This is a genomic window from Niallia sp. FSL M8-0099, assembly GCF_038006945.1.
Lineage (GTDB): Bacteria > Bacillota > Bacilli > Bacillales > Cytobacillaceae > Niallia > Niallia circulans.
Genome location: NZ_JBBOWF010000002.1, coordinates 323056 through 341054 on the forward strand (window position 1 = coordinate 323056; position 17999 = coordinate 341054).

Annotated in this window: 20 protein-coding genes; 2 read left to right on the forward strand and 18 right to left on the reverse strand. The window is 35.5% G+C overall.

The window, feature by feature from the left end:
- Window positions 1-49: 49 nt before the first annotated feature.
- Window positions 50-1051, reverse strand: a complete 1002-nt coding sequence (gene yutH, locus NSQ92_RS16525) for a spore coat putative kinase YutH (RefSeq protein ID WP_341152964.1) — start codon at window positions 1049-1051, stop codon at window positions 50-52.
- Between the two features lie 193 nt (window positions 1052-1244).
- Here yutH and NSQ92_RS16530 point away from each other — a divergent pair, with 193 nt between their 5' ends.
- Complete coding sequence (locus NSQ92_RS16530) at window positions 1245-1736, forward strand: phosphatidylglycerophosphatase A family protein (protein WP_095320553.1); 492 nt, start codon at window positions 1245-1247, stop codon at window positions 1734-1736.
- 66 nt (window positions 1737-1802) lie between these two features.
- Here NSQ92_RS16530 and NSQ92_RS16535 read toward each other — a convergent pair whose 3' ends face one another.
- From NSQ92_RS16535 to lipA, 5 genes are all read right to left on the reverse strand, one after another.
- Window positions 1803-2579, reverse strand: a complete 777-nt coding sequence (locus NSQ92_RS16535) for a TIGR01457 family HAD-type hydrolase (protein ID WP_341152965.1) — start codon at window positions 2577-2579, stop codon at window positions 1803-1805.
- Between the two features lie 120 nt (window positions 2580-2699).
- Window positions 2700-3137, reverse strand: a complete 438-nt coding sequence (locus NSQ92_RS16540; RefSeq protein ID WP_061799075.1) for a DUF86 domain-containing protein — start codon at window positions 3135-3137, stop codon at window positions 2700-2702.
- A gap of 22 nt (window positions 3138-3159) precedes the next feature.
- Window positions 3160-4455, reverse strand: coding sequence for an EAL domain-containing protein (locus NSQ92_RS16545; RefSeq protein ID WP_095322187.1), 1296 nt, complete (start codon window positions 4453-4455; stop codon window positions 3160-3162).
- 312 nt (window positions 4456-4767) lie between these two features.
- Window positions 4768-5040, reverse strand: coding sequence for a YutD family protein (locus NSQ92_RS16550; protein ID WP_047942248.1), 273 nt, complete (start codon window positions 5038-5040; stop codon window positions 4768-4770).
- A 374-nt stretch (window positions 5041-5414) separates the two neighbouring features.
- A complete protein-coding gene (gene lipA / locus NSQ92_RS16555) occupies window positions 5415-6329 on the reverse strand; it encodes a lipoyl synthase (protein WP_235844501.1) in 915 nt (304 codons plus the stop codon).
- 283 nt (window positions 6330-6612) lie between these two features.
- Here lipA and NSQ92_RS16560 point away from each other — a divergent pair, with 283 nt between their 5' ends.
- Window positions 6613-7572 (forward strand): M23 family metallopeptidase, encoded by a 960-nt coding sequence (locus NSQ92_RS16560; RefSeq protein WP_047942353.1) that lies wholly within the window; start codon window positions 6613-6615, stop codon window positions 7570-7572.
- 52 nt (window positions 7573-7624) lie between these two features.
- Here the strand turns inward: NSQ92_RS16560 and NSQ92_RS16565 are convergent, their stop codons facing one another.
- The 12 genes from NSQ92_RS16565 to NSQ92_RS16620 form a co-directional block, all read right to left on the reverse strand.
- Entirely contained in the window at window positions 7625-8719 is a 1095-nt protein-coding gene (locus NSQ92_RS16565; RefSeq protein ID WP_061799077.1) for an HD-GYP domain-containing protein, read from the reverse strand.
- Between the two features lie 202 nt (window positions 8720-8921).
- Window positions 8922-9224, reverse strand: a complete 303-nt coding sequence (locus NSQ92_RS16570) for a YunC family protein (protein WP_047942252.1) — start codon at window positions 9222-9224, stop codon at window positions 8922-8924.
- Window positions 9225-9325: 101 nt separating this feature from the next.
- Window positions 9326-10684 carry a bifunctional metallophosphatase/5'-nucleotidase gene (locus NSQ92_RS16575; RefSeq protein WP_047942253.1) on the reverse strand — a complete coding sequence of 453 codons (1359 nt, stop codon included), beginning with the start codon at window positions 10682-10684 and terminating at the stop codon, window positions 9326-9328.
- Between the two features lie 87 nt (window positions 10685-10771).
- Window positions 10772-11617: a DUF72 domain-containing protein gene (locus tag NSQ92_RS16580; RefSeq protein ID WP_144581275.1), complete on the reverse strand. Its 846-nt coding sequence runs from the start codon at window positions 11615-11617 to the stop codon at window positions 10772-10774.
- Window positions 11618-11875: 258 nt separating this feature from the next.
- Complete coding sequence (locus tag NSQ92_RS16585) at window positions 11876-12679, reverse strand: gluconate 5-dehydrogenase (protein ID WP_047942255.1); 804 nt, start codon at window positions 12677-12679, stop codon at window positions 11876-11878.
- Between the two features lie 14 nt (window positions 12680-12693).
- Entirely contained in the window at window positions 12694-13524 is an 831-nt protein-coding gene (gene kduI, locus NSQ92_RS16590) for a 5-dehydro-4-deoxy-D-glucuronate isomerase (protein WP_341153291.1), read from the reverse strand.
- Window positions 13525-13545: 21 nt separating this feature from the next.
- Window positions 13546-14550 (reverse strand): sugar kinase, encoded by a 1005-nt coding sequence (locus NSQ92_RS16595; protein ID WP_047942257.1) that lies wholly within the window; start codon window positions 14548-14550, stop codon window positions 13546-13548.
- Window positions 14551-14552: 2 nt separating this feature from the next.
- On the reverse strand, window positions 14553-15200 hold the full coding sequence (locus NSQ92_RS16600; RefSeq protein ID WP_047942259.1) for a bifunctional 4-hydroxy-2-oxoglutarate aldolase/2-dehydro-3-deoxy-phosphogluconate aldolase: 648 nt from the start codon (window positions 15198-15200) through the stop codon (window positions 14553-14555).
- 122 nt (window positions 15201-15322) lie between these two features.
- Entirely contained in the window at window positions 15323-16081 is a 759-nt protein-coding gene (locus tag NSQ92_RS16605; protein WP_047942260.1) for an IclR family transcriptional regulator, read from the reverse strand.
- A 129-nt stretch (window positions 16082-16210) separates the two neighbouring features.
- Window positions 16211-17008: an HAD family hydrolase gene (locus NSQ92_RS16610; RefSeq protein WP_341152966.1), complete on the reverse strand. Its 798-nt coding sequence runs from the start codon at window positions 17006-17008 to the stop codon at window positions 16211-16213.
- Between the two features lie 24 nt (window positions 17009-17032).
- Window positions 17033-17593 carry a maltose acetyltransferase domain-containing protein gene (locus NSQ92_RS16615; protein WP_047942354.1) on the reverse strand — a complete coding sequence of 187 codons (561 nt, stop codon included), beginning with the start codon at window positions 17591-17593 and terminating at the stop codon, window positions 17033-17035.
- A gap of 23 nt (window positions 17594-17616) precedes the next feature.
- A complete protein-coding gene (locus NSQ92_RS16620) occupies window positions 17617-17997 on the reverse strand; it encodes a VOC family protein (protein WP_047942262.1) in 381 nt (126 codons plus the stop codon).
- Between the last annotated feature and the right edge of the window lie 2 nt (window positions 17998-17999).

Consider the following 17999-nt stretch of genomic DNA (forward strand, 5'->3'; position numbering starts at 1 on the left):
GAACACTTATATCCCTGACTATTTATGCCCTTCGCTCCAAACCAATTATTTACAACCAGGAAACAATAGGGATTTTCAATGTTTTAACTGGCACTTCTGTGTTGTCATAAAATTCTTTCAGAAATATTTCTAAATCCCTCGACTGGCTGAGCATTTTCTTTAACCGTTCTTCTAGAAATAGACGGTCCGCCTCCTGTATAGCAGAATAATAACTTTCGATACATTCCACATAATGAATGGGGAATAACAGCCTTGCATATATTAATCTCCATGCAAAAGAACTTAGGGGCATAACACTTTGATACTCCTCATAAAACGTCTTTACTTCTCGATGATATGTTTTGATATTTCGAAAATATCGATCTCTTGTCCATTCAGCAAGATCTCTTCCACAATGATCAAACACCCAATCAAATGGATTTTTAATATAATATTCTCCTGCCCATGTGTCTTTGGTAAAACGGTTATAACAAATTGTTCCACTATCTACAGCAGTTGGATCATCATCTAGCTCTGTATCGACAAGATACTGAATGGCATTCTCAGCAATCCCCATATAATATGGAAAAGATTCTAAAAATAATTGATCGAATTCACTTTCTGGCTGTTTGTATAACATACTGTTCCAGAAACCCTCCAATTGGCCCAATCTTTGTTCCCACATACTCTTCCACTGCCCCATTCTACTTATTTTTTGGACACCAAATGGTACAGTTCTGCCTCTAAAATGAAACTTCCCCAGTTTTCGCCCTAATTTCCGAGATTGAAAGGGACGTAGTCGTTCATTCATAAGCACACAATAAAGCTGCTCATTCATTTCAGTATGTTTGCTTCCTTCTTTTGACTCTAATAACATGCTGACATGTTTATCACCAATCTGATAGATATGTGCAGCAATTTGGTCTCTTTCTGTTAGTTCTTCTTCCTCTATATTTCCTACTGGGACAATAGTATACAGTTTTCCTTTGCTTATACAAGCTTCATAATGACCGACTCTTGTTTCTTCTTCTACATCAATTCCATACTTTGTCGATAAAATTTTCTTAATCATTCTTTTCCTCCTCCTCGTTATTCTCTCTTTTAGAAGTATATGACAAGGAATGTTAAAACTTGTTAAGAGGATACAAATCATGAATTGCCCCTATTATGGAAACAATAGCTGTAAGGAACATCTAACAGCCATCATGCATATAATAATAAACACTGTGAATACATAGTGAATAATTAAAGAAAAGGTGAAGTTCATGTCATTAAAAGACCTAACAGAAAAAACAGCCAGAAAGTGGTTACATGAACGTGGAGTCGAAATAGAAGACATAGCGAATCTTGTTTATCTCTTACAAGAGAAATATCATAAAGATTTACAAATGGAAGACTGTATTCATAATGTCGAGCGCGTTCTTTCCAAAAGAGAGGTTCAAAATGCCGTTATCACAGGGATACAATTAGATGTACTCGCCGAAAAAAAGCTCCTGGAATCTCCCCTGCAAGAAATTGTCGAAACAGATGAAGGGCTTTACGGGGTAGATGAAGTGCTTGCTTTCTCGATTGTAAATGTATATGGTTCCATCGGATTTACTAATTATGGCTATGTAGATAAATTGAAACCAGGCATTTTACAAAAGCTAAATGATAAGAGTTCTGGTGAATGCCATACCTTTTTAGACGATATTGTCGGTGCTATTGCAGCAGCAGCTTCAAGTAGACTAGCTCACCGTGCTAATGGGGAAGAATAAGTCACCTTGTAAAAAAAGACGTTTCATACACTGTAAACAGTAGCGAAACGTCCTCTTTTTATGTCCTTATTTTATTATAGCCCACTCACTTAAGCTATCAACCGTGTAGGTTGGCTTGACAGAATGTCCGCTTAGTTGCTCTTTCGTTGTAACTCCTGTATATACGAGAAGTGTATCCATCTTTGCATTGATGCCTGCCATAATATCTGTTTGATAATTATCGCCAACCATCAAGACGTCTTCTTTCGGCAGATCTAATAATTTGATTGCTTGATCTACAATAATTGATTCTGGTTTGCCGACAACAACAGGCTGTTGCTGAGTACTTACCGAAATAACAGAAGTTAAGGCACCATTTCCAGGTAATAATCCTCGCTCACTTGGCAAAGCCGTATCCCCATTTGTAATGACAAATTGTGCGCCATTTCGGACTGCTAAGCATGCCACTGTAAGCTTTTCATAGGTAATCTGTTGATCAAGTCCAGCAACCACATAATCAACATTTTCTGAATCCTTCATTAACTTCAAGTCTTTTTCCTCTAAAGCGTGCTGAAGTCCTTCTTCCCCTATCATAAACACATTTGCTCCAGGGGATTTTTCGACAATATAATTAGCAGAAGCCATGGCGGAAGTAAATACCTCACTCGCTTTTGCCGGTATTTGAAACTCCTGTAGTTTTTTGGCCACTTGTTCTGGTGTTTTTGTCGAATTATTGGTGACATATAAATAGGGAATTTGCGCAGCAATCAATCGCTTAACAAATTCAGCTGCCTCTTCAATTACTTCTGTTCCCCGATACATTGTTCCATCTAAATCTATTAAATATCCTTTATACGCTTTCATTAAGAAAATCCTTTCAATTGCTATGTATTAATTCAGGAACTATTTAAAAAAGCACGTTGCTTTTTTCACAGCTTGAAAATTATTCTTTATTTGATTAAAATCATTTTCTTTAAAAATAATCTAATTTCTAAATGCAGAAACAGGTCCTAATTCATGAATTAAGTATTCTTTTACAGATGGAGCAAAGGCTTTTATGGAGAGTAGCTTCGCTTCAAATGCTGCAATCAATCCCTTATGATCAATATTAGTATACTGATGTACAAGCTGTTTGCGCCAAAGAATGAGTTCCTTAATGTCTTTTCCTATTTCCATAGTAATAACTTTTTCATCAATAAGTATATCGACAATGTCGTCATAACTGCCCGGATCCCTCATAATAAAACCATCAATCATACTATTTCCTACATCTAAGATGACTTCAATCATCATATGTGTCAATCTTTCAAGTGCCACTTTCTCAAGAAATGTATTCCACGTTTCTTGCGTTTCAAACTGACTGATGAGCTCATGGTAATAATTTAACTGTTCTTCTATTTTTTCTCGGTCCACAAAATACATATTCCCTTACTCCTTCCGCATACTATGAGATTTGTAAATGGTTACTAAGACTAGTAGGCTTGGCGTAAAAATATCCTTGAGCTAAATCCACTTTATTTTTCGATAAAACAGAGGCTTCCTCTGCATTTTCAATTCCTTCTGCTACCACAACGGAGCCCACTTCTTTTGCAATAAGAAGAAGTCCTTGTAGCATCGATTCCTTTACTGAATTTTTATCAATATTCTGGATTACAGAACGGTCAATCTTAATAATATCTGGCATGATTTCACTGATGGAATTTAGACTAGCATAACCCGCGCCAGTATCATCAACTGCGATTAAAAAACCAAGCATTCTTAAAACCTTTAGATTTTTAGCAAAATGCTCTAACCCTTCAAATGAATCTCTTTCTGTAATTTCAATTGTTATTTTTTTCGGGGAAATCCCTTTATACCTACGAATTACGCTCTTTATATCTTTAATAAATCTTTGGTTACCAATTGTGACTGGTGTAAAATTAATAAAGATATTATGCCTCCATTTTGTTTGCTGGATTTGTTCAAAAGCCTTATCAAGAACAATCATTTCAAGATCATACAAAAACTTCGTTTGCCTTGCTAAAGAGAAAAGTTGAAGTGGATTTTCTAACGGTGTTCCTTCTGGGCCTCTTGTCAGCATTTCACAAGCGTGAATTTTATTTGTTTCTACATCCATAATTGGTTGTGCCAGTAATCGGATGCTTTTTTTCGCCACAATATTACTCAAAGTATAGACTAATTTATTGAATTCCGGATCAGTTCTTTTATGTGCCATTGCAAGGGCAAATTCATAAGCCGTTTGAATAGCATCAGAAAGATAGGTATATTTATTCTCGATAAACATGTATCCTGTATGAAATTCAGGCGGAATGCTCCCAATTTCACGAAAGTCATTTTCCACATTATGTATAATATCTTTAATTAACCCATCTATTACTGGTAAACATTCGGATCCTTGTTCCCATTTCATAAACATGGTTAAGCCGTTCGGATTATAATCATGAATAGCAATGATTTCATTAGAAGCTTTTAATTGTATCGTTTTGCCAAATAATTTTTTTAGCAATCGAATATATTGTCGAAAATCTTTTGCTTCTAATTGTTGCTTTATTCTATGTAAATTCGATATATCTATTACAATAACAGCTACCTCATATCCTTTTATCATCGCTTTTTGTACTTGATGAATAATAGGGTCTCGTAATACAAATGATGGAGGAAAATACTTAATAAGTTTTGCCGGAAGAAGTAATTTTCCCCAATTAAATAATCTTGAACAGACATTCTCTTGATATTTCATAGCCCCATTCCTCTCAAAATGCCAACTTTTTCTGTCATTAAAGCAAATTAATTCTCTTTAGATGGACTTTTCCTTACTTCTATTGCTACAAGACTTACAATTAGAAGCAAAAAGTCGCATTGGGGAATTCAAATGGTAAGATAATCATTCATGGCTTTGCTTAAGAAACTGAGTTAGATGGATTTCCTTACACTTGGATAAAGATAAGTAATTATTAACAAAACAGTTTCTCCATTTGCTAAGCCAGTCCATTTCTTGTTTTCTTTCTGAATGGAAGCTCCTTCTTCAAGATCAAAATAAAGGATAACCTTTTTATTTTGTTTTTTTCACTACAAAATAGGCACAGCCAAAATTACAATATTCATATAAATATTCCGTTAACGTGCTTATTTTCGTGTCAAAACTTGATTTTTGATTATGATCATCAAAAAAGCCACGTAATCTTAATTGTCCATAACCCCAATCTCCGACAATATAATCGTATTTCGTTAATATGTCACTATATCTATTTTTAAATGCTTCTTCATTAAAACCTGATTTTCTTTCTTCAATCAGTTCATAACAATGATTATTAATACAAACCAATCGTATCACCTCAAAACCTGTATATATTTCCAAAATATAAAACTTCCAGCCATGCAGCTTTGCTTTTTAACTTCACTGATAATTAGTTGAACTATTCGTATCTTGGTATAAATAGTCCAATTATAACATTGCTCACTATCATTATAACCTTAGGATAGATATTTACATAGCACTAACAATAAAATCTTCCTATAAAAATACAGAATTTTTATTCTATACTGTTAAATACCTTTTGATTATGGGCTGATATTCTTAATTAATTCTGGTTGAATAAAAAAAACCCAAACCATTATACGAAATATTTTTAGTATCTCCGTATAATGGTCTGAGCTAATATTCAGCGGAAAATTTATCCCTTTAGTCTTATTCTTTATTTATGCTTCTTTTGCATGTTCAGCCATTTGCTGATTTTTTTTCGCTTCGTTTACTTGCTCATCTGCGTGATAAGATGAACGAACTAATGGACCTGCTTCACAATGGCTAAATCCTTTACTTAAAGCAATCTCTTTTAACTCTTTAAATTCATCTGGATGATAATATTTTTGTACTTTTAAATGTTTGACAGTTGGTTGTAAATATTGGCCAATGGTCATAATATCCACATTATTTGCTCTAAGATCATCCATTGTGGCGATAATTTCTTCTTTCGTTTCCCCTAACCCAACCATAATACTAGACTTAGTAGGAATATTAGGCTGCATCTCTTTTGCTCTTCGTAAAAACTCAAGAGAACGATGATATTTTGCTCTGGCACGTACTCTAGGGGTCAATCTTTCTACTGTTTCAATATTATGGTTCAAGATATCTGGCTTAGCATCCATTAATAATCGAAGGTTTTCTTCTACCCCTCCCATATCAGATGGTAATACCTCAATGCTGGTGAATGGATTTTTTCTGCGAATGGCACGAACAGTTTCTGCAAATACAGCTGCTCCGCCGTCTTTTAAGTCATCTCTTGCAACAGCAGTAATAACCACATGCTTTAAGTTCATTGCAAACACAGAATCAGCAACTCTTTCTGGCTCTTGCCAATCTAATTCAGTCGGTAATCCTGTTTTGACTGCACAAAAACGACAGGCTCTTGTACAAATAGCTCCTAAAATCATAAATGTTGCCGTTCTTCTAACTGCCCAGCACTCATGAATATTTGGACATTTTGCTTCCTCACAGACTGTATGTAGCTGCTTTTCCTTCATCATTTTTTTCAAACCTGTATAATTTTCATTCGTATTCAATTTAATTTTTAACCATTCAGGTTTGCGCAAATATTCTTGTTTTTTTTCTGACACCACATTCATCTCCTAGTAAAATAATTTTCATCATTTTTACTTAAAAAACAGTATTGTATAACAGCTATCCCTCAGATTTTTTGTATGTTATACACAGTAAAAGGATTGTCTCTTCTTCATTTGTCACTTTAACATAATGGAAATGCGTCTACAAGTTATTCATTTAAAATGATTACCATTAATTGATAATTATTTTTTTTGATATAAGTCACAAAATATAACGACAGAATAAGAAGGGAGGGACTAATCTTTGCACAGGTTAATATTTATAATCATTATTCTTATGTTTTTACTACCTAACACCGTCACATATGCTAATGAAAAAATGAATGACCCTTACACAAAAAGGATGGAACTTTATAAAAAAATAGAAGCATTATATCATATTCCTTGGTATTATATAGCGGCTGTCGATCAATATGAGCGTAACATTCGCTCTTCAAGAAAAGATATCCCTAAGGCAAAGGGATACACTGGGATTTATTTTACGAAGGAAGAATGGGCTGGTATTATTAATCCCAATCCAGAGGATGATAACCCTTTAACCATTCCTTTATTTGGAGGACTTGGTGCTGACGGTGATGGAGATGGAAAAGCAGATAGATTTAATGATGAAGATATCCTTTCCGCATTCTCCAATTATATAAGTCAATATGGCATTGATGAGGATAACTTTAAAATCGGATTATGGAACTACTATAAAAGGGATAAAACTGTTAGCATCATAATGGGAAAAGCAGCCATATACAACCACTTTGGCAGATTAAATTTAGATGATCATGCCTTCCCTCTGCCATTAAGAAGTGATCATAGCTATCGCAGTACTTGGGGGGACGCCCGCGGCTGGGGAGGAAAAAGAATTCATGAAGGTACAGATATTTTTGCAGACTATGGAGTCCCTGTAAAAGCGACTTCCTATGGTATTGTAGAAATGAAAGGCTGGAATAATTATGGCGGATGGCGCATCGGAATAAGAGATATTAATAATAATTATCATTATTTTGCCCATTTAAATGGATTCTCGAAAGAGATTCAGGCTGGAATGGTCGTAGAGCCAGGGATGATTATTGGTGGAGTTGGAAGTTCAGGATACGGACCGCCAGGAACCTCAGGAAAATTCCCTCCTCATCTACATTATGGTATCTATAAAGATAATGGCTATACAGAATGGTCCTATGATCCATACGCACATTTACGATTATGGGAAAGACAAGAAAAGATAAAAACAAGAAAGAAAAAATAAATTACTTACTTGGCGATAAGGATCTAGTGCTTCATTCTTATCGCCTTTATGTTCACAAGGGATTTTGGAGAGAATCACATTGCGTTATGACAATTGAAAGATTTTCCTTTAAATTCAAGTCATATGGAGGAATTTCTTTTCCCTCTCTTTCCACAATTCGTATAATTGGTCTTTCATTCATCCCCTTATTTTGTTTACATACAATCCCTTTTTCTCCATTGCTTAGCATAACACTTAACCCATTAGGATAAAGGACTATCGCTCTTCTAAATGCTTCAACAATTTTTGCATCATATAGATAACCTGATCCTGTATACAAAATCTCTAGTGCTTCATGTGGTAATAAAGCATCATGATAGACGCGATTAGATGTAATGGCATCAAAAACATCTGCTACAGCAATAATTTTTCCAAACAAATGAATATCTTCTGCTTTTATGCCTCTCGGATAGCCAGAACCATTTAATCGTTCATGGTGCTGGTAGGCACAATGACTAACGAGTAAAGGCAGTGTCTCCACTTTTCTTAGCATCTCAAAGCCTGCTTCAGCATGACTTTTTATAATATCAAATTCTTCTGCCGTCAACTTTCCTGGTTTCAGGAGAATTTCTAATGGAACTGTCATTTTACCAATATCATGTAAAATAGCCCCAAGCCCTAAGATTTCCATCTGCTTCGGCGGAAGTTTTAACTCTAAACCTAATGCCAACGAGTAAATAGTTACATTTAAGCTATGCGAAAAAATATAATTATCATATAGATAAACATCAGACATAACAGAAGAAAGATGTTCATGATTTTTTAATTCCAATAGTACTTTTTCAACCAAATTTTTAAAAACCGGTGTATTCTTCTCCATCACCATCGAAATATTATCAGCATCCGCACTTTTTATCATATCAAAACTTTTCTCAATAGTTTGCATCGCTTCCATCTTAACTTGCTCTGAGATAGCATCATTCACTTTAATATCCTTTGTATTTTTATCTTCTAAATAAACATAGCTAATACCAAAGTCAAGCAGCCTTTTAATCATCTTTTGCTCTAATCTTATCCCGCTATTTATTAACACTCTTCCGCGATCATTTAATATAGGCTTAGCTAAGATTGCACCTTCTTTTATATTTTTTGTCCCAACTAATCTCATGCTTTAATAGCTCCTAATAATTTATATAGTAACTATTATATCGTACTTTTGCTTCTGTTTCTTTATACCTATAAAAGAAAAGTAAAATTTATAAGAAATTGTCTAAATGCAGGGATATTCATTTCCTTCTCTTCCAAAAAAGAAGGTTTAACGAAAAGGGGCTCCCCTCTGATTCGTTAAACCTTCTTAACCTCTTTATCCTTTATACCATTTTCAATAATGCTTCTCTTCCAATCATCCCTTTATGAATTCCATATGCTTCTGCTTCTATTGTCACTGACTCTAAGGGTGCATTTAGTAATTGTTCAATCGTTTTCACACCAACAGCTCTACCAGCAATAATTTTCCGGTCTTTCAGCTTATCATTTAACAATGCCACATCTAAAGCACCGCACATAATGTAGCCTTTATCATTTTTTACAGCAAGCAAAGTAGTTTTAGGCAATAATACCGAGACCGCAATAAAAATATGTCCATTGATATCAACAGGATACACATCAATCATAATACTCTGTGCTCACTCCTCTCTTTCCCTTCCTAATAAGTATATTCAAGAGAGGAGAAATCGGTGTTTTCTTCTTTATTTAAGAATGATAAAATGACCCTTTACGCTTTTATCCTATTTTGTAAAGTGTCAGCAAGAATATTACGCATAAATTCAGGAAGAAAATAGTCTTTCTTCGTTGCCCGATAAATGGCTGGAAAAAAATTACCGAATGTAAACATATCAGGTACTGTTACAACATAATTCTGATCTGCCTGTATTTCCTGTGCATGGATATAGTACTGTTCTTTTTCTCCGATTGTCTCTTGCGTAATGCCTGCTGCAATCATTTTCCCCATTAATGTTCCCCGGAATCCAAGACCCTTGACAGGCATTATCTCCCACTTATCGGATTTCATATCAAGCAGAATTTCTTTCAGTTCCGCTCCGGTTAATGTCACATTACATGGATTAATTGGATGTGGACAAATCGATAATAAATCAAAGAAAGTGATCTCCCCGGCTTGCAATCCTTCTAAAATTAAGCCCTCATTTATAATTGCACAATCCGATTGACACCACGAAATTAATTTTTTGCAAAGCATTTCTGCTAGCGCTTCTCTAGATAAATACTCATCAATCGTTGCTGCCTTTTCTGATAAAACCAATTTCCCTTGCTGGTAATAATTTTCCACAATGGCTTCTTCTTTATTTGCAATCGGCAACTTACTTGTTTCATATAATATGGCTTTTTTATCGATTACCCTTTTGGAAGCATCAACCTTTAATTCAATATGACCAAGATAATAGCCATATTTACCGGCAGCACCTTGAAGATTATTATTAATTATTTTTCCTTGATGGAAAATATGATGGGTATGTGCACCAAGAATCACATCTATTTCTGGATAATTAGCTGCAATCATCTCATCGTCATTTATCCCTAAATGGGAAAGCAATACAATAATATCAACATTTCCTCTAATTTTTTCTAATTGCTTTGATAGTTCTTCTATTGGTTCTGTCAATTTCCATCCTAAGAGCTCATATAACTTTTCGAAATAGGCTGTAATACCGATTACCCCAATTTTTGTTCCTTTAGCTGTCTTAAATATTTGATGAGGAATAGCCCAATCAGGACGTTCCCCATTACGTTTGTATAGATTTGCAACAATTACATCAAATTTGGCTTCATCATATAAATGATCTAATCCTTCATATGACAAAGTAATTCCTTCATTGTTCCCAATTGTCACTGCATCATAGTGTTCCTCATTTAACAGCTGTGTGTTAATTCTACCTTTAGTTGCTTCCGTATAAGGATGAGACAAATCTAAATGGTCACCTATATCAAATAAATAAACAGCTTCGCCAGCCTCTTTATGCCATTTTTTTCTTTCACGCAGCAATTCATAAATTCTTGGCCAATTTTCAAAATGGCTATGTAAATCATTAGTATGATATATGTGGATGACTTCCATCTTCTCGCCTTCCTTATTTGTATTTTCACTTTTTTAGGCAATTATCTATTCTATAGCAGAGAATGCTCTTCTCCACTCTTCTGATAGTTAGAATAAATCCAATTGTCTTGGAGCTAAATCCGTATATTCTATATTTAATAAATCAATCAGTTCTCGTGCGTTGTCAGCCGCATCTCCACCAGAATTATTATTAAAGAGCACATAAATATTTTTACATTGCTTTTCAAGCTGGCGAATATTTTCAGCCCATTCACTTAATTCTGCTGTGTTATACCGATATAAATAGCGAACTTCTCGCCAATTTGGATTATTATTTTGCTGCCAACCATAATAATTTCTTCCGTGAAGCCGAATGAGCACCTTATCTTCGCCAACCGCTTCTAGAACAGTAGGAACAGAAACAGGCATTACTTGAGGCTCATCACAAATACTATGTATCCAATTCTCTTCCTTCATAAACTGAAGGGTATTTGCTCGATATTTGGGATTAAACCATGATTGATGTCTAAATTCAAGTGCACAAGGTATATCTCCCATCCTTTTTCTACACGCTCTTAAGAATTGGACATTTTCCTTTGTGCAATCAAACCAAGGAGGAAATTGGAATAACACCATCGCCAATTTGCCACTTTTTCTATATGGAACTAAGGAATCGATAAATGCAGCAAACATTTCATCATTCGAGGCAAAAGGAATGTCTCCACGATTATGGCCTGTCATCCCTTGGAATGCCTTTACGATAAATTGAAAAGAGTCAGGTGTTTTCTTTACCCAAGACTCCGCATTCCGGACTGGCTGCACCGCATAAAAAGAAGCATCCACTTCCACAGTAGGAAAATACCCGGCATATTCCATTAACTTATTTTGCGATGAAGTATTTTTTCCATATAGACTCGGATGATCTCCCCAGCCTGTTAATCCGATATGAATCAATAAAATCACCTCGATAACATTGTTTTTCTCAAAGCGATACTCACATAGAGAAAAACACTAACTTCATTTCCAAAAATATATCTGTTTTTTTATTTCTTTATATTAAATATCATATCATAATCATCATAAATAACTAAGTTAAAAGAAAAAGAGGTACCAATAAATCAGTCACCCGATTTATTGGTACCTCCAAGATAAATTTAAAAATAAGTACAGATACTTTCAGATATTGAACTAGTAAAAATATCTATGCTTCTCTTAAGGCTGTTTACCAATATAAGCCAGTATTCCGCCATCTACATAGAGAATATGACCATTCACGAAGTTCGATGCTTCAGATGCTAAAAATACGGCTGAACCAGCTAGGTCTTCAGGATTTCCCCAACGTGCTGCAGGCGTTTTTCCAATAATAAACTGATCAAATGGATGACGGGATCCGTCTGCCTGCTTTTCGCGTAATGGGGCAGTTTGTGGTGTAGCGATATAACCTGGTCCGATTCCATTACATTGAATATTGTATTCTCCATATTCAGAAGCAATATTTTTTGTCAGCATCTTTAACCCGCCTTTAGCAGCAGCATAGGCACTGACTGTTTCCCTGCCAAGTTCACTCATCATGGAACAGATATTGATGATTTTACCGCCGCCATTTTGAATCATATCAGGTATAACTGCTTTAGAAACGATAAATGGTCCATTCAAATCTACATCTACTACTTGGCGGAAATCTTCTGCAGACATTTCTACCATTGGCACACGCTTGATAATCCCAGCATTGTTAACTAAAATATCAATCGGACCAACCTCTTCTTTAATCTGCGCAACCGCAGCTTGTACGGCTTGTTCATCTGTAACATCAAATACATAGCCTTTTGCTTCAATTCCTGCTTCTTGATAACTTTGAAGTGCTTGATCGACAGATTCTTGATTTAAGGAATTAAAAACGATTTTTGCACCCGCTTCCGATAAAGCGCTTGCAATTTCAAAACCAATTCCATATATTGCACCTGTAACTAAGGCTACTTTTCCATCAATGCGGAATTTATCCATCGTGAATGCCATTGTTTTCTCTCCTTTTATTTCAATTTATTCATTGGAATCATGTCCATATCGGTATACGTGATATTTTCGCCACACATTGCCCAGATAAAGGAATAGTTGCTTGTGCCAACTCCAGAATGAATAGACCAGCTTGGTGAAATAGCAGCTTGCTCACTGCTCATAACTAGATGCTTTGTTTCATCCGGTTTCCCCATCATGTGAAAAATACGGGTATCTTCTTCCATATCAAAGTAAACATATGCTTCCATGCGTCTTTCATGTGTATGAGAAGGCATTGTATTCCATGCACTTCCAGGCTCTAAGATAGTATAGCCCATTTGCAATTGGCAGCTTTCACATACATTTGGATGTATGTATTGATAAATTTTACGCTGATTTAATGTTAGGGCTTCTCCTGTTTCCATTGGTTTGATATGATCAATACTAATTTTTACATTTGGATATTTGTGATGTGCCGGTACGGAGCTAATATAAAATTTAGCTGGATTGTTTGGATTCTCGGAAGAAAAGACAACATGTCGTGTCTCTTTGCCAATATAGTATCCATCTTGTTTTTTCATTTCTTCTTTTTCTCCGTCGATTTCGATATAACCAGGTCCACCGATATTAATAACTCCCAGCTCACGGCGTTCCAAATAATATTCCACACCCAATTGCTTATCCAATATGATTTCTAAGGATTTATCGGTTGGCGTAATTCCACCAAAAATCATGCGGTCGTTATGCGTATACGTTAAGCTAATTTCCCCTGGCACAAATACTTTTTCTACTAAAAATTCTTTTCTCAATTGTTCTGTAGAGTAATGACGTATATCCTCGGGGCTATGTGTATAACGCGTTTCCATGTTTTGCATTTTTCTACACTCCTATCGATTTATTTTTCCAGAGCCAGCTAGTAAAAAGCTGTTGACTTCTGGTTCGTTAAATTGATTACAATCACCTTGAACTGTATGTTTCAAAGCAGATGCAGCTGTCGCAAAGTCAATCATTTCCTGTGGACTTTTTTGTGCTAGTATTCCATGCAGAACTCCACCGGAAAAGGCATCACCTGCTCCTACTCGATCAACGATTGGATTAATAACATGTTTTTGAGATTCATAGTAGTAATCATCCATCCATAATGTTCCTATTAATTCATTGCTACTAGCAGATACCACCGTTCTTTTTGTGGAATATAGAACAGAGATAGCAGGAAATTTTTTCTGTATTTCTTGATAGTAGTAAACTAATTCATTCTCCTGTTCAGTCGCCTCAGGAATTCCTAACAAATAGAGAGCATCAAGCTTGCCAGCTGAACAGTAATCTACCAAAGGCAATATTTCAGAAATTGTCTCACCTGCTTCTTTTTGAGACCATAATTTTCCTCGATAGTTAATATCAAAACTGATTTTACAGCCAGACTCTTTTGCTGCTTCTATTAATGAGATTGTTGTTTTTTTCCAACTTGAAGATAACGCTGGTGTAATTCCTGAAATATGAAAGATATCTACGTTATTAAACAGTTCTTCCTTTTTCCATTCACTCTCTGTCATTTCGGCGAAACTCGAACCAGCACGGTCATAAATGACATTGGCTGCTCGTTCACCAATTCCAGCCTCTACATAATAAGTGCCTAACCTGGATCCTCCTTTTAAAAGAAAGTCAGTATGAACGCCATAACAACTTAAATGCTTTACTACACCTTCTCCTAAGCCATTGTCTGGAATTTTACTAGCAAAGTAAACATCGTGACCAAAATTGGCTAGTGAAATAGCGACATTGGCTTCACCCCCGCCATAATGTGCACGAAAATTATCAGCATGGGCAATTCGTACACCAGAATCAGTGGATAGACGAAGCATGATTTCACCTAACGTAACTACCTTCCCCATATTTATGCTCCTTTAATTTGATGAAATTTATCCATATATTGACTAGCAATCTCTGTAACTTTAGCAAAATCCCCTTTTGCCACAGGTGCTAATAGGTTTCCTCCTACGCCAACTGCTACTACTCCTGCTTTAAACCAGTCTTCCATATTTTCCAGGCTAACTCCGCCTGTCGGCATAATATTAACTTGAGGCATTGGAGCTTTAAAAGCGGATACAATACTTGGTCCATAGGCACTGCCTGGGAATAATTTGATAATATCTACTCCTGCCTTTAATGCATCTTTCATTTCTGTAATCGTTAAGCATCCCGGAAGATAGGGAGTTTGATAAAGATTACATAGTTCTGCAGTTTCTCTATCAAAATTTGGGCTGACAATATATTCTGCTCCAGCCATGATAGCTAAACGAGCAGTTACTACATCTAACACAGTACCTGCACCTATAACAATGTCAGAATCATTCTTATACAACTCTACTAATTCACTAATGGCTTTATCTGCATTAGGAACAGTAAAAGTTAATTCAATTCCCTTCATGCCACCTTGAACTACTGCATTACTTGCCTTCACAGCCTCTTCCTTGCTGTTCCCTCGGACTACTGCGATTATTCCAGCACTCTTTAAGCGTCGTAATGTTTCAACTCGTTTCATCTCTACCACTCTTTTCCTATTTAGAAATACAATTTTACTATTAAGAAACTCACCTTGATTATACATACTTTTTTGAAAAATGTAAACGCTAATCATTAAATAAAAAAAATCGCCGAAACGATTTAACGAGCCACAACTTGCATTATCTCATTTTTCGTTTCGACGACAGCCTTTATTATTTGTTTTTTAAATTCTTCTGTGAGCCTATATTTCGGCATACTTACACTAAATGCTCCAATGATTTTTCCATCTTTTTTTAAAGACGCTCCAATACAGAAAATATCTTTCTCCATTTCTTCGTCATCAAAAGCAATACCAGTCTCTCTCACTTTCTGCAATTCTGATGCAAGCTTTAAAGAGTTGGTTATCGTATGCTCTGTATATGGAACTAAAGGAGTTGTTTTTAGATAATTTAAATACTCTTCTTCTTCCAATTCTGCAAGAACTGCCTTTCCCATTGCTGAGCTGTACAAGGGCCTTGTTATCCCAATCCTTGATGACATTCTTATTGTCTGATGTTTAGCCTCTAGCTTGTTTACATATAAAATTTCATTATCTGCAAGTACGCCTAAATGAATGGTTTCATCAATTAACTTTTGCAGTTTTTCTAAATAAGGCAATGTCAGCTCTACTAAGTCCAGCTGATCCACACCTTGATTGGCATATCGAATAAGTTTAGATCCTAATCGATAATTTTTATTTTTATCTCTGCTCACAAAGCCAATTAACAATAAAGTGTCCAATATTTTCAAAGTAGTTGAAGTTGTCATCTCTGTGTTTTGAGCAATTTTCTGCAATGCTTGATTAGGATTGTCTGAAAGGTAATCCATAATTTTTGCTGCTCTTAATAGAACCGTACCATAAGGTTTTGTTTTCTCCATTATACACCCTCTTTTCCAATAAAGAAATTATATACGAAAAGAGGAGAAATGAAAAGCTTTCTCTTCCTAAAATCACATTTGGGATTCACTTCTTACATTATTTTCAAATAGATAGATTCTATCTTCCATCTATGAAAGAGATAACAGTTGAATGATTGTTCTCATTACACCATCTTCTTCATTTGAACGAGTGATGAAATTTGCTGTCTCTTTTAATTCCTTTACGGCATTACGAACAGCAAAACTATATGTACTGCGACTCATAAGTTCTATGTCATTATAGCCATCACCAAATGCCATTGTTTCTTCAGGGGTAACATTTAGTACTTGTTGTAAATGCTCAACTGTTGTCCCTTTATGTACATTTACATTGGCTATATCAATCCAAGCTGCCTCAGATGCTACAATATAAGCGGATTCGAAAAAGGATGATAATCTTTCTTTTGTCTCAAAACATTTAAGCTCTGAATCGTGAATTGTTATTTTCACAAAATCTTCCGTTATTTCTTTAAAGTCTGACACCTTTCTCACCTGTGCATAAGACTTTCTTACAATAGCAGTTTCTTCCGGGATAACGTTATCCTTTATAACTGCACCGCTTCTCGTACAAGCAATAATAGTATGATTTAGACTGATTTCCTCTAGCAAACGAATAATCGCTAGGCCCAATTCATTACTTAACAGCGATTCATAAACAAATTTGCCATTATGCTTAATGCGGGTGGCGCTATCCCCTAGAATCCACATATCTTTCGCATCTTCACCAAATAATTCTTCAACCCGTTCACATTGTTTACCAGTAACAGGAGCAAAAGCTACGCCTTTTTCTTTCATTAAATTCTTTACTTCTTTGAACAATTCCCGGTCAAAATCACCATTATTATTTAAAAATGTTCCATCCATGTCTGTCAGCACTAATTTAATCATTCGCTTTCCCCCACCTCTGGTATTCTACTCAACTATTTTTTTTAGAATTCTTGCCGGATTTCCACCAATAACAACATTATCTGGTACATCCTTTGTCACAACTGCACCAGATGCAACCACCACATTATTCCCAATACTTATTCCGGGATTGATAACTGCTCTTCCTCCCACCCAGACATTATTTCCGATATTCACCGGCTTTCCGTACTCAATTCCTGCTATTCTCTCTTGAGCATTTACAGGATGTGTCGCTGTATAAATATGTACTCCTGGGGCGATAAAGCAATTATCCCCAATTCTAATCTCACAAACATCCAAAAACACACAATCAAAATTAGCAAAGAAGTTTTCCCCTACATGGATGTTATATCCATAGTCACAACGAAAGGTTGGTTCTATGAATATATTAGTTCCTGTGGAACCAAATAATTGTTTTAATAGGACGGACCGAATATCATCTTCTGTTTCAATGGATTCATTAAATACTCTTGTTAGCTTTCGCGCATTACTTCTATCCTTTATTAATTCTGGATCTGCTGGATTATAGAAGTCTCCATTTACCATTTTTTCTTTTTCTGTTTTCACTTTATCATTCCTTTCTATCCACATTAAACCGTCAACTCTAAAAGATTTCCTTCCGGATCTTCTATCACACTTTCATAATAGCCGTCCCCTGTTAGACGAGGCCCATTAACTAACAAATAACCATCCTTTTGCAATCGTTCCGTCAGTTGATTAACTGCTTCTTCACTTCCTAATGAAATAGCAATATGCGCCCAGCCAACTCTATCATTTGAATCATCCTTATCGATCCCAGCTTTCCGCATAAGTTCTAAGCGAGCTCCTTCCTTGAACGATATAAAATAGGATTCAAATTTCTTTTCTCTATTTTGATATTTCGAATTTGCTCTCCCACCAAAATAGGTTGTATAAAATGTCTTCATTCCTTCTAAATCTTTCACCCATATTGCAACATGTTCTATTTTCATGT